General features: G+C 73.1%; 10 protein-coding genes. 6 read left to right on the top strand and 4 right to left on the bottom strand.

Going from position 1 to position 13,277, the window contains the following annotated elements:
* Window positions 1-8: 8 nt before the first annotated feature.
* Entirely contained in the window at window positions 9-974 is a 966-nt protein-coding gene (gene cofD / locus H300_RS0110090) for a 2-phospho-L-lactate transferase (RefSeq protein ID WP_028427339.1), read from the top strand.
* Window positions 971-2,374 (top strand): coenzyme F420-0:L-glutamate ligase, encoded by a 1,404-nt coding sequence (locus H300_RS0110085; protein ID WP_028427338.1) that lies wholly within the window; start codon window positions 971-973, stop codon window positions 2,372-2,374. The genes cofD and H300_RS0110085 overlap by 4 nt, the downstream gene beginning before the upstream one ends.
* 63 nt (window positions 2,375-2,437) lie before the next feature.
* Here the strand turns inward: H300_RS0110085 and H300_RS0110080 are convergent, their stop codons facing one another.
* From H300_RS0110080 to H300_RS0110070, 3 genes are all read right to left on the bottom strand, one after another.
* Window positions 2,438-3,346 (bottom strand): DNA-3-methyladenine glycosylase, encoded by a 909-nt coding sequence (locus H300_RS0110080; protein WP_028427337.1) that lies wholly within the window; start codon window positions 3,344-3,346, stop codon window positions 2,438-2,440.
* Window positions 3,347-3,396: 50 nt separating this feature from the next.
* On the bottom strand, window positions 3,397-4,476 hold the full coding sequence (gene manB, locus H300_RS0110075; RefSeq protein ID WP_028427336.1) for a mannose-1-phosphate guanylyltransferase: 1,080 nt from the start codon (window positions 4,474-4,476) through the stop codon (window positions 3,397-3,399).
* 204 nt (window positions 4,477-4,680) lie between these two features.
* Window positions 4,681-6,132: a peptidoglycan recognition protein family protein gene (locus tag H300_RS0110070; RefSeq protein ID WP_028427335.1), complete on the bottom strand. Its 1,452-nt coding sequence runs from the start codon at window positions 6,130-6,132 to the stop codon at window positions 4,681-4,683.
* A gap of 138 nt (window positions 6,133-6,270) precedes the next feature.
* Between H300_RS0110070 and H300_RS0110065 the strand changes: the two genes are divergently transcribed.
* The 4 genes from H300_RS0110065 (at window position 6,271) to H300_RS0110050 (ending at window position 12,084) form a co-directional block, all read left to right on the top strand.
* Window positions 6,271-7,023, top strand: a complete 753-nt coding sequence (locus H300_RS0110065) for a TIGR03089 family protein (RefSeq protein ID WP_028427334.1) — start codon at window positions 6,271-6,273, stop codon at window positions 7,021-7,023.
* A 192-nt stretch (window positions 7,024-7,215) separates the two neighbouring features.
* On the top strand, window positions 7,216-8,466 hold the full coding sequence (locus H300_RS26065; RefSeq protein WP_051269861.1) for an LCP family protein: 1,251 nt from the start codon (window positions 7,216-7,218) through the stop codon (window positions 8,464-8,466).
* A 207-nt stretch (window positions 8,467-8,673) separates the two neighbouring features.
* Window positions 8,674-10,404 (top strand): LCP family protein, encoded by a 1,731-nt coding sequence (locus tag H300_RS0110055; RefSeq protein ID WP_028427333.1) that lies wholly within the window; start codon window positions 8,674-8,676, stop codon window positions 10,402-10,404.
* Window positions 10,405-10,617: 213 nt separating this feature from the next.
* Complete coding sequence (locus H300_RS0110050; RefSeq protein WP_486583683.1) at window positions 10,618-12,084, top strand: LCP family protein; 1,467 nt, start codon at window positions 10,618-10,620, stop codon at window positions 12,082-12,084.
* 54 nt (window positions 12,085-12,138) lie between these two features.
* Here H300_RS0110050 and H300_RS0110045 read toward each other — a convergent pair whose 3' ends face one another.
* The gene (locus H300_RS0110045; RefSeq protein ID WP_028427331.1) at window positions 12,139-13,134 is read right to left on the bottom strand and encodes a glycosyltransferase family 2 protein; all 996 of its coding nucleotides are present in this window, start codon (window positions 13,132-13,134) and stop codon (window positions 12,139-12,141) included.
* Window positions 13,135-13,277 lie beyond the last annotated feature (143 nt).

Below are 13,277 nucleotides of genomic sequence, written 5' to 3'. Positions count from 1 at the left end.
TGTTCCGCATGCAGCGCATTGTGGTTCTGGCCGGCGGCGTCGGCGGCGCCCGTTTCCTGCGCGGCCTCAAGCAGGCCGCGCAGGACGCGGACATCACGGTCGTCGGCAACACCGGTGACGACATCCACCTCTTCGGCCTGAAGGTCTGCCCCGACCTGGACACCGTGATGTACACGCTCGGCGGCGGCATCCACCCCGCGCAGGGCTGGGGCCGTGCGGACGAGACCTTCACGGTCAAGGAGGAACTCGCCGCCTACGGCATGGGCCCGGAGTGGTTCGGGCTGGGCGACCGCGACTTCGCCACCCACATCGTGCGCACCCGCATGATCGCCGCCGGCTACCCGCTGAGCGCGGTGACCGCGGCGCTGTGCCGACGCTGGCAGCCCGGGGTGACCCTGCTGCCGATGACCGACGACCGGGTCGAGACGCACGTGCTCATCGACTCCGAGGAGGGCGAAGGCCGCAAGGCGGTGCACTTCCAGGAGTACTGGGTGCGGCTACAGGCGTCCGTGCCCGCCCACGCCGTCGTACCCGTGGGTGCCGAGGCCGCGAAGCCGGCGCCCGGTGTGCTGGAGGCGATCGCCGGCGCGGACGTGATCCTCTTCCCGCCGTCCAACCCGGTGGTCAGCATCGGCTCGGTGCTGGCCGTGCCCGGCGTCCGCGAGGCGATCGCCGACGCGGGAGTGCCCGTCGTGGGGCTGTCCCCGATCGTCGGCGACGCCCCGGTGCACGGCATGGCCGACCGGATGCTCGCCGCCGTCGGCGTCCCGACCACCGCCGCTGCCGTCGCGGGCCACTACGGCTCCGGGCTGCTGGACGGCTGGCTGGTCGACACCGAGGACGAGGACGCGGTCGCCGAGGTCGAGTCCGCGGGCATCCGCTGCCGGGCGGTGCCGCTGATGATGACCGACGTCGACGCCACCGCCGCCATGGCCGGGCAGGCGCTCGCCCTCGCCGATGAGGTGCGCACATGAGCGGCGGCGGCTCCCCCCGGGCGTACCGGGTGTGGGCGCTGCCCGGCATGCCCGAGGTGCAGCCGGGCGACGACCTGGCCGGGCTGGTCGCGGACGCGGCGACCGCGCCCGGCACGGACGGTCTGGCCCACGGCGACCTACTGCTGGTCACGTCCAAGATCGTGAGCAAGTCCGAGGGCCGGGTGCTGCCCGGGGCCGACCGCGAGGCGGCGATCGAAGCCGAGACGGTACGGGTCGTCGCCCGCCGCGGGCGCGCCCGTGTGGTGGAGAGCCGGCACGGACTGGTGATGGCCGCCGCCGGAGTGGACGCCTCCAACACCCCGCCGAACACCGTCCTGCTGCTCCCCGAGGACCCGGACGCCTCGGCCCGGCGGCTGCGCGACGGCATCCGCGAGCTGCTCGGTGTCGAGGTCGGCGTCGTGGTGACCGACACCTTCGGCCGCCCCTGGCGCGTCGGCCAGACCGACGTCGCGATCGGCGCGGCCGGCGTACGGGTGGTCGAGGACCTGCGCGGCACCACCGACACCCACGGCAACCCGCTGGGCGTCTCGGTCACCGCCGTCGCCGACGAACTGGCCGCGGCGGGCGAGCTGGTCAAGGGCAAGGCGGACGGGCTCCCGGTCGCCGTGCTGCGCGGCCTCCCCCAGCACGTGATCGCCCTCGACGACGACCGGGCCGAGGACGCGGGAGGCGCGGACGAGGACACGGAGACGGAGGACCCGGCCTCGGTGCCCGGCACCGACCGGGGCGCGAGCGCGCTGATCCGGCCGGCCGCCGACGACATGTTCCGGCTGGGCACCTCGGAGGCCGTCCGGGAGGCCGTCGCTCATCGGCGCACCGTACGGGAGTTCACCGGTGAGCCGGTGGACGGCGACGCGGTCCGCCGGGCCGTCGCCCTCGCCGTGACCGCGCCTGCCCCGCACCACACCACTCCCTGGCGCTTCGTGCTGCTGGAGTCGGAGTCCGCTCGGTTGCGGCTGCTGGACGCGATGCGGGGGGCCTGGGTCGCCGACCTGCGGGCGGACGGCCGCAGCGAGGAGAGCATCGCGAAGCGGGTGCGCCGCGGTGACGTGCTGCGGAACGCGCCGTACCTCGTCGTCCCCTGCCTGGTCGCCGCGGGCGCGCACGACTACCCGGACGCGCGGCGCGCTGCGGCGGAGCGCGAGATGTTCGTGGTCGCCGCGGGGGCGGGGGTGCAGAACCTGCTGATCGCCCTGGCCGGCGAGCGTCTGGGCTCCGCCTGGGTGTCGTCCACGATGTTCTGCCGCGAGCTGGTGCGCGAGGTGCTGGAGCTGCCGGCGGACTGGGACCCGATGGGAGCGGTTGCCGTCGGCCACCCGGCTGCGCCACCGCGACCGCGGCCCGAACGCAGCAGCGAGGACTTCCTCGTCGTCCGCTGAGGGCGCCGCACCTCGCCGGGCGGGCGGAGCGGGACGGGCCCGCGGCCCGTCCCGGAGCACGGCTCACAGCCGGGCGATGTCCCCCACCGGGAAGCGCGGGGCGCGGCGCGGCGGAACGCGGCCGGAGGCCAGGATCAGACGGGCCGCGCGGTGCCGCTGCCCCGCGTACGGCGCCAGCAGTTCCAGCATCGCGGCGTCGTCCAGGCCGCGCTGCCCGGTGAGTGCGTAGCCGACCGTGCCCGGGAGGTGGAGGTCCCCGACGGTGAGCGCGTCCGGGTCGCCGGTGGCGCGCTGGAGCGTCTCCGCCGCGGTCCATGGCCCGATGCCGTCCACCGCCTGGAGTCTGCGCAGCGCGGCCGGCAGCTCCATTCCGGCCGCCTCCTCCATCCGGGGCGCCACCCGGCACACACGGAGGATCGCCGAGGAGCGCTTGGCGTCCACACCCGCGCGGTGCCACTCCCAGGAGGGAATCCTCCGCCAGCCGTACGCGTCGGGCAGCACCCGCATCCCGGGTGCCGGTCCCGGCGCCGGCTCGCCGTGGCGGTGCAGCAGCAGCCGCCAGGCGCGGTAGGCCTCGACGGCGGTCACCTTCTGCTCCAGCACGGCCGGGACCAGCGACTCCAGCACCAGGCCGGTGCGGACGAGCCGCAGCCCCGGGTTGCGGCGGTGGGAATCCCGCACCACCCGGTGGTGCGGGACGAACCCGGCGGGATCGTCGTCCGCTCCGAGCAGCGCGGGCAGCCGGTCCAGGGCCCAGGCGGCGCCCCGGCCCCAGCCGGTGGCCTCGACGGCGCCGCCGGACCTCGCGAGGCGCAGCGTCATCGGCCCTTGCGGGGTGCGCCCGGTGCGCCAGACGGCGCCGTCCGCCATCCGGCAGGCGGGATCGTGCGGGCCGCGCTGGAGCACCCGCACACTGCCGAGCAGGTCGTAGGCGCCGGGCGGTGTCCAGCGGCGGGTGACGGGGGCGGACATCCCGGCAGCGTACCGACTCCCGCCCCGGCCCCCGGCCGAGGGGCGGCTGCTCAGGGGGCGGAGAAGCGGATGGCGGCGGCCGGGATCACCGCGTCGCACCAGATCCGGATACCGCCGCTGAGCTCGTTGTCCGGGCCGATCCGGGCACCGTCGCCGATGACCGCACCGTCCAGGACGCTCCGGGCACCGATGGCGGCTCCCGCGCCGACGAACGAGTCGCGCACCTCCGCGCCCGTCCCGATCACCGCGCCGTCGAGGACGGTACTGCCGTCCACCCGGGCGCCCGGGCCGATCCGGGCGCCGGCGCCGACCGCGGTGCCGCCGCTGAGCTTCGCGTCCGGGGCCACCTCCGCCCCGTCCCCGACGAGCCGGTCCCCGCAGCGGCCCGGCACGGCGGGGGAGGGCGCACGGCCGAGCACCAGGTCGGCGGAGCCGCGGACGAAGGCCTGGGGCGTGCCGAGGTCGAGCCAGTAGGTCGAGTCGACCATGCCCTGGAGGCGGGCCCCTTCGGCGAGCAGTCCGGGGAAGGTCTCACGCTCCACCGAGACCGCGCGGTCGGCGGGGATGCGGTCGATGACCGAGCAGTCGAAGACGTACGCGCCGGCGTTGATCTGGTCGGTGACGATCTCGTCGGGGGTCTGCGGCTTCTCCAGGAAGGCGGTCACCCGGCCGTGCTCGTCGGTGGGGACGAGTCCGAAGGCCCTCGGGTCGGGGACCCGGGTGAGGTGCAGCGAGACGTCCGCTCCGCTTTTCCGGTGGGTGGCGACCAGGGCCCGGATGTCCAGGCCGGTGAGGATGTCGCCGTTGAAGACCAGCACCGGGTCACCGGGTCCGCTGCCGAGCCGGTCCGCCACGTTGCGGATCGCGCCGCCGGTCCCGAGCGGCTCCTTCTCGGTGACGTACTCCAGGTGCAGTCCCAGGGCCGAGCCGTCCCCGAAGTACGGCTCGAAGACCTCGGCGAGGTACGAGGTGGCGAGCACGATGTGCTCGATGCCGGCGGCCCGGGCCCGGGCGAGCTGGTGGGTGAGAAAGGGCACGCCTGCCGCCGGGACCATCGGCTTGGGGGTGTGCACCGTCAGGGGGCGCAGCCGGGTGCCCTTGCCTCCGACCAGGAGGATCGCTTCCGTCACCGTCGTCTCTGCTTCCTGCCGGGGCCGCGCCTGGTCGTTCCGGACGGCGGCCAGTGTACGCAGACGTGGACGTCGTGGGCCCCGGGCCGGGTTGCCCGGGGCCCACGACCGTGTGCGGTGTCTCGCCGTGCTGCTCGGAGGGGCGGGAGTCGGCGCCGCGGCCCTCCGGCGAGGGGCGCGGCGTACCGGCGGACGACAGGGCGGTCAACGGCCCTGGAGGCGGGCCGAGATGCTGCGGGCGCTGCCCAGGTTTCCGTAGAGCTGGGCGCCGGGGCACTCGGTGGCGAACCCGTCCCGGTGCCCCGCGATGGTCTTCATCCGCACCGTGCTCCCCTTCTTGTACTTGCCGCCGCCGGAGACGAGCGTGGTGGTGGTGTTCGGGTTCACCCCGAACAGGCCCAGCTTCCAGGCGGTGATCTTGGCGACCGCGTCCACCGCTGCCTTCGGTGGCTTGGTGCTGCCGTAGGAGCCGAGTACCGCCACGCCCATGCTGCGGGTGTTGAACCCGTAGGTGTGGGCGCCCATCACGGCTTTGGCCACACCTCCGGCACGTCCCTCGTAGATGCGGCCGCACTTGTCGATGAGGAAGTTGTAGCCGATGTCCCGCCAGCCCAGGCTGTTGACGTGGTAGCGGTAGATGCTGCGGATGATCGAGGGAGCCTGCCCGCAGGTGTAGTTGTTGCTCGCCGCGGTGTGGTGCACGAAGGCGGCCTTGAGCGCGCCGGTGTAGAGGAACCGGCTCTCCCGGAGCCCCTCGTTCGCCTTCCAGCCCTTCCGGGTCACGATCCCGGGGCGGGGGCCCACGAAGGGCCGGGCCTGCGCCGCACGCACAGCGTCCGCGGCCCCGGTGCCGGTGACCGCTCCCGTGCCGGTGGGCCCGGCGCCGAAGCCGGGGAGCTCCTGCTCGGTCTCCGCCTTGTCCAGCGCGGGGATCTCGTCGGCGCCGAGGGGCGCCAGGCCCTCGTTCGCGGCGCCGCTGTCGGTCTCCTCCGGGCTCAGCTCCGGCGGTGCCGCGGCGCGCGGCGCGCCCGGCTGCGGCCCGGCGCCGGCACCGGTGTCCTGCTCCGGTTCGGTGCCCGGGTCGACGAGTTCGACCCGCAGCCCGTCCGGCAGGGCCCCGGTCCCGTGGCCCGCCTCGCCCTCGTGGCCCGCCTCGTGCTCGGTGGTGCGTACGCGGGCCTGCACGCCGTCGGAGTCCCCGACCCACAGCGGCGCGGTGGCACCGCGGGCCGTTCCGCCGCGGTGCTCGGCGGAGTCCGGGTCGGGCGCGTCCTCGCTGTGCGGCTCCAGCCGCTGCCAGTCGGACCAGCCGGAACCGCCGGCTGCCCGGGTGCGCACCTCCACCTCGCCGTGCAGGTGCTGCGTGGAGTCGTCCCAGACGACCCCGAGCAGGGAGAAGGGCCGGACCTCGCGGGCCGGGAGCCGGGCCTCGGGTGCGGCGCGCGAAGGCTGCTGCGACGCGGCGCCGGAGCGCTTGGACGGGCGGATCGTGTCGAGCGGCAACGACTGGGTACCGGCGGGACGGGCGGCGGTGTCCGTGGTCCGGTCCGAGCTGACCGCTTCGGGAGCGGGAGCGGCGTTCGCCGGCATGGCCAGCGGCACCGTCAGAACGGCCGAACAGACGACACCGATCGAGGAAGCAATGATTCCACGCATACCGATCATTCTGGACATACGCTAAATAATCTGTCTAACGCTCACCTGACGAGGTGTCGCCCTGATGGCCCCTCAACGGCCGCCCCCGACCCCCGGGCGGCGTCCACCCGCCCGCGGTCACGGCCGTACCCTGGCCCCATGAACGCTGCCGACCGCACCCCTGCCGACCTGCTGCGATCCGCCCTGGCCACCGACCCGGCCCGGCCCCTGACCACCTACTACGACGACGCCACCGGGGAGCGGGTGGAACTCTCGGTCGCCACCTTCTCCAATTGGGTGGCGAAGACGGCCAACCTGCTCCAGGACGAGCTGTCCGCCGAACCGGGCGACCGGCTCGCACTGCTGCTCCCCGCCCACTGGCAGAGCGCCGTCTGGCTGCTCGCCTGCTCCTCCACCGGAGTGGTGGCCGTGCCGGACGGCGACCCCGCCGCGGCCGACCTCGTGGTCAGCGGACCCGACACGCTGGAGGCCGCCGCGGCGTGCTCCGGCGAGCGGATCGCACTGGCTCTGCGGCCGCTCGGCGGCCGCTTCGCGCAGCCGCCGTCCGGGTTCCTGGACTACGCCGTGGAGGTGCCCGGCCAGGGCGACCGCTTCACCCCGTACACGCCCGTCGACCCGGAGGCGCCGGCGCTGGCCGTGGGGGGCGAGGAGCTCTCCGGGGCCGAGGTGGTGACCCGTGCCGCACGGGACGCCGCCGCATTCGGGCTGGGTGCGGACTCCCGGCTCCTGAGTCTGCGGGGGTACGGCGACTGGACCGGCCTGTCGCACGGGCTCTACGCCCCGCTGGCCGCGGGCTCCTCCGTGGTGCTGTGCCGGAACGCCGAGCGACTCGACGACGCCTCACTCGCCGCCCGTCGGGAGAGCGAGCGGATCACCCATACGGCCGCCTGAGGCGCACGTCCGGCAGCCGGTGCGACACCCTTGTCACACGTGCCCTGCGGCTTCGCCGAGGTGTTTCCGCCGAGGCGTGGCGCGCCGAACGCAACCTCGGGCATGCCACAGCTGTCTCACGGGAAGCAGGAGCCGTACATGCGTACGCTTCCTGAACACACACCTCGCCCGGGAGTCAAGAATGGAAGCAGTGTGACCGAAACCGACGCCGGCACCGGGGGCGAGGCACCGTCCCCGAACGAGCCCGGGCCGAGCCGCGGGAAGCGGCTCACCGCAGCACTGCGGCGGCACTGGGTGCTCTGGACGGCGGCCGGACTCGCCCTGGTGGTCCTGGTGACAGCCGGTGCGGGCTGGGCGGTCTACCGACAGCTCGACGGCAACATCACCACCGACACCGACACCGCGGAGGAACTGGAGCGCCACGAGGAGGAGCGGCCCGAAGCGGCCGTGCACGAGGCGCGGAACATCCTCCTGCTCGGTTCGGACTCCCGCGCGGACGGCAACGAGGAGTACGGCCAGGACAGCGGCACCGCCCGCTCCGACACCACGATCCTGCTGCACCTGTCGGCGGACCGGGAGGACGCCACCGCGGTCTCCGTCCCCCGGGACCTGATGGTGGAGATCCCCGACTGCACCCGCCCGGACGGCACCCGCACCAAGGAGCAGTTCGCCCAGTTCAACTGGGCGTTCCAGTTCGGCGGCCCGGCCTGCACCATCCGCACGCTGGAGCGGCTCACCGGCATCCGCATCGACCACCACGTGGTGGTCGACTTCACGGGCTTCACCCGGATCGTGGACGCGCTCGGCGGTGTCGAGGTCTGCCTGGACGCGCCGGTCTCCGACCCCGACGCCCAGTTGGGTCTGCCGGCCGGCCGGCAGACCCTGGACGGCGAGGAGTCGCTCGGCTACGTCCGCGCCCGCTACAGCATCGGGGACGGCAGCGACACCGAGCGGATGACCCGGCAGCAGGAGTTCCTGGCCTCGCTGTTCCACAAGGTGCAGAGCAACGGCGTCCTGATGAACCCGGCCAAGCTCTACCCGGTGCTGGACGCCGCCACCTCCGCCATCACCGCGGACGAGGGCCTCAACTCCCTTTCGGAGCTGTACGACCTGGTGCGGAGCGTACGGGAACTGCCGTCCGAGGACGTCAGCTTCCTCACCGTCCCCCGCCAACCGTATGTCCAGAACCCGAACCGGGACGAGCTGGTGCAGCCGGAGGCGGACCAGCTCTTCGCGCTGCTCCGCGAGGACCGTCCGATCGTGCCGGAGGGCGACGGCGGGGAGGGCTCCGGCGGGGACGGGAGCGCGAGCCCCTCCCCCGACGCCACCCCGACCGACGGCGGGACCGGAGACACAGCGGGCGACGCGTCCGGGGACACGTCCGCCTCGCCGGCAGGGACCCCGGACTTCTCCGCGGACATCACTACGGAGAGTTGCGGGTGAGCAGGCGAACGTGATCACGGCAGTGCCGCCGGCAGCACTCATGTGCAGAACCGGTGTGAATCGAACAGATCTTGACGTGGAATGTGTCACTGCCCGTGGCTTGCCGCCGAAGCAGACGGATAGTGTGAGCGGTCAACCGACCGTCCGACTGCCCGTTGCGCTCCGAGGGGAGAAGCGCAGCCCGGCACAACGGAGGACTCACTCGACGTGAACGCGCCAGGCCGTGGGCACGCGGGAGACATCGATCCCGCCGATCAATGGGTGTTCAACCCGGACACCGGCAGCTACGAGCTGCGTCTCGACCCAGCGGCCGCCGAACCGGCAGGCCCGACAGGTGGCAGGACGGGGCCCCCGGGGCCCCGGAGGGAGGCGCGCACCACCGCCTCGGAGACCCGCGGATCACCGGCGCGGCCCCGGCCGCGTACCGGCGACGGCGGGGAGCGTGTCCCCGGGCAGCGCTCCCGTCGGTCGGAGCCGTCCGGCGGCTCCCGCAGCAGCCGGCGCAGGACGCGGGGCGGCGGGAAGACGGGCAGGAAGAAGGCGCTGGTCTGGGGCAGCGGCGCGCTGGCCTTCCTGCTGATCGCCGGGGGCGGCGTCGTGTACTGGGTGTACCAGGATCTCAACAGCAACATCGACAAGGTCGACGTCGGCATCGACAACGGCCCCACCACCGACGGTCCGGTCAACATCCTGCTCATCGGCACGGACGCCCGCACCGGTGAGGGCAATGCGGGCTACGGCGACAACGACAGCGTCGGGCACGCGGACACCACTCTGCTGCTGCACGTCTCGAAGGACCGCTCCCACGCGACGGCGCTCAGCATCCCCCGGGACCTCGTCACCGACATCCCGGAGTGCACGACCAAGCTGGAGGACGGCTCCGAGAAGACCATCCCCGCCGAGCAGGGCGTCCGCTTCAACGAGAGCCTCGGCCAGCACGGCCGCGACCCGGGGTGCACCTGGCGGGCCGTGCAGGAGCTCACCGGGCTGGAGGTCAACCACTTCATGATGGCCGACTTCGACGCGGTGAAGACGCTCTCGTCCGCCGTCGGCGGGGTCGAGGTCTGCGTCGCCAAGGACATCGACGACGAGAAGTCGCACCTTCAACTCAGCGCCGGCACGCACGTGCTGGAGGGGGAGCAGGCACTCGCCTTCGTCCGGACCCGGGACTCCGTCGGTTTCGGGAGCGATCTGAGCCGGATCGAGCTCCAGCAGCAGTTCCTCAGCTCGATGTTCCGCAAGATGAAGTCCAGCGACACCCTGACGAGCCCGACGAAGCTGCTGGACATCGCGCAGGCGGCCACCCAGGCGCTGACCGTGGACACCGGTATCGGCGAGGTGTCGAAGCTGGCCAACCTGGCGCGGGACCTGCAGGCGGTCAACCCGTCCGACATCACCTTCGCGACCCTCCCGGTGGTCGACAACCCGAACGAGGCGGTGCGGGCGACCGTCGTCCTGGACGAGGCCAAGGCCCAGCCGATGCTGAGGATGCTGCAGGCCGACAAGTCGCTCGCCGAGGACGGCAAGGACGAGAAGAAGGAGACCGAGCAGGTCGCCGACGCCCCGGCCTCCGAGGTACGCGTCGACGTCCTCAACGGCGGCGGCCCGATCGGCGCGGCACAGTCGACCGTCACCTGGCTCCAGAACGAGGAGAGCGTGCCGCTTTCCACCAACGCCGGCAACGCGGACCAGGAGCAGGAGCAGACCACACTGGAGTACGGGGCCGACCAGGCCGACCAGGCCGCGACCCTCACGGAGATGATGGGGCTGCCGGAGTCGGCACTGAAGAAGCAGTCGCAGGACGCGGGGGACACGCCGATGAGGCTGGTCCTGGGCTCTGACTTCGCCGCACCCGGGACGCCGGTCGAGGCCCCGGACAAGCTGCCCGACGACGTGCAGAACATCAACGGTGGAGACAAGAACGTGTGCGCCGAGTGAGACGGACCGCTACGGCACACGGGGGAGGGTCCTGTGCGACCTCAGACCATTGACGGTGCCGAGGGGCGCCCGTCGCCGGGCGCACGGCGGGCCCCGGGGCAGCGGGCCTCCGAGGACCGCACGCCCGGAAATCCGTCGGGGGGCGGGGGCGAGACCTCGGACCCGGCACCGAAACGGCGGCGACCACTGCGCTGGGGCGCCCTCGTCCTGGCGGTGCTGATACTCGGCACCGCTGCCGCGGGCTACCTGTACTACGAACACCTCAACGGAAAACTCACCAAGGACGAACTGCACCTCGGCGACACCAAGCTCGACCAGAGCAAGCCCAACGCGGCCGGCCAGCGCCCGATGAACATCCTGCTGCTGGGATCGGACAGCCGGAACTCGGATGCCAACGTCGATCTGGGCGGCTCACGGACCGACCGGGGCAGGCCGCCGCTGGCGGACGTGCAGATGCTGGTGCACGTCGCGGCCGACCGCAGCAGTCTCTCCGTGCTCTCCATACCCCGGGACACCCGGGTGACGATCCCCAAGTGCACGGACCCGGACTCCGGCGACGTGTACGAGCAGCGCACCGACAAGATCAACGCGAGCCTGCAGAACGGCGGCCCCGGCTGCACCGTCGCCACCTGGGAGGAACTCACCGGGGTGCCCATCGACCACTTCATGATGGTCGACTTCGCCGGCGTCGTCTCGATGGCCGACGCCGTCGGCGGCGTACCGGTCTGTGTGGACGCCAACGTGTACGACGAACGGTCCGGCCTCCGGCTCACCGAGGGAGAGCACAAGGTCACCGGCGAGCAGGCCCTGCAGTGGCTGCGCACCCGGCACGGCTTCGAGGACGGCAGCGACCTGGGCCGGGCCAAGGCCCAGCACATGTACATGAACGCGATGGTCCGGGAGCTCAAGGCCGGCACCAAGCTGAGCAACCCGAACAAGCTGCGCTCCCTGGCCGAGGAGGCCACCGAGGCGCTCACCGTGGACAACGGGCTGGACACCGTCAAGAAGCTCTACGACCTCACCGCCGACCTCAACCAGGTCCCCGCGAAGCGGATCACGATGGCGACGATGCCCTGGGTGTACAGCCAGGACGGGGCGTATGTGCTGCCCAAGGAGGGCGACGCCGAGCAGGTCTTCTCCCTCCTCCGGCACGACGTCGCGCTCGACGGCGAGGACGAGGAGAAGGACGCGGGGGAGAGCGGCGAACCCAGCGATCCGCCCGCCGCGAAGGCGGAGATCGACCTGCACGTGATGAACGGCACCGGCACCTCCGTCCAGGCCCCCGTCAGCGGAAGGGCCGCGGCGATCAGTGCCCGGCTCCAGCAGGACGGCTTCACCCGGGCAGCCGCCGACGCGACCCCGCGTTCGCAGTGGGACACCGAGGTGACGTACGCCCGTCCCGACCTGCGCGGCGACGCACTGGCGGTCGCCGAGTCGCTGGGCCTGCCGGAGCGGCTCGTCAATCAGGCGGGCGACGAGACCGGCATCACACTCGTGGTCGGAGCGGACTGGCGGCAGGGCACGGACTACCCCGATGCCGAGAGCGGCACCGGGGGTGCCGCCGCCGAGGACACGGAAGGCGGCAGCTCGGGCGGCAACAAGCCCCCGGAGAGCCTGGAGGGCCTCAACGGCGAGGACGACTCGGCCTGCATGAACGTGAACCCCGCCCACACCTGGTGAACGGCCGCTCCCGCCTCCCGGAGGCGGGCGGCACGGCGGTCCGTCGCGGGCGGCTCAGCGGGCGACGGGCTCCCGTCGGCTGGCGATGACCTGACCAGCCAGCTTGCGTGGGCTGGTCAGGTACCCCCAGCCCCAGGACATGTGCATCGTCGCCAGCGCCAGGGGGATACGGACCCGGGCGGCCAGCGACAGGCCCCTACCGGCCGGCAGCGATCCGACGGTGATCGCGGCCAGGTAGCCGCCGGGCAGCAGGAAGGCCCACGGTGTCAGCGTCACCCCCGCCACCGCACCGGCGGCGAGCGCCACCACCGCCGTCGGCGGCGCCAGATAGCGCAGGTTGATCGAGCCCGCGTGGTAGCGGGCGACAACGTGCCGCCACCGCCCGTAGTTGCGGTACTGGGTGGCGAGCGCGGCGACGCTCGGGCGCGGCCGGTAGGACACCAGCAGCTCCGGCGAGAACCAGATGCGCCCTCCGGCGCCGCGAATCCGGAAGTTCAGCTCCCAGTCCTGCGCGCGGATGAACTCCTCGTTGTAACCGCCCTGCTGCTCCAGGACCTCGCGCCGGAAGACCCCGAGGTAGACGGTCTCCGCCTCACCGGCCGCGCCACCGGTGTGGAAGGCGGCGTTGCCCACCCCGATCCGCGAGGTCATGGCGGCGGCGACCGCGCGCTCCCAGTCGTTCTCGCCCTCGGCGTGCATGATGCCGCCGACGTTCGCGGCGCCGGTCTCGGCCAGCAACCGGACTGCGGTGGCGATGTAGCCCGGCGAGAGCATCCCGTGGCCGTCGACCCGGACGACCACCGGGTGCGAGGACGCCTCGATCGCCGCGTTCAGTCCGGCCGGCGTCCGGCCCGTCGGGTTGGCGACCGTCCGCACCCGGCGGCTGCCGGACGCGGTCTCCGCGACGAGTTCGGCGGCGATGCGGTCGGTGTCGTCGGTGGACGGTCCGAGCGCGATCACCACCTCCAGCTCACCGGAGTAGTCCTGTTCCAGGATGTGCCGGACCGAGGTCCGCAGATAGCGCTCCTCGTTGAGGACCGGCATGATCACGGAGACGTCGGGCACCGAGGGGAACGGGTCTGCGGCAGGGGTCACCCGATCACGTTACCGCGAACGGGGGACAACTCCGCACGGCGGCCGCGGGCAGCCGATCCTACCGGCCTACGGTGCCAGGAACGTGCCCCGTCCGTGCA

The organism is Streptomyces sp. TAA040, from assembly GCF_000424845.1.
Note: the sequence above shows the minus strand (reverse complement) of the source record. Positions and strands in the feature narration are given on the sequence as shown.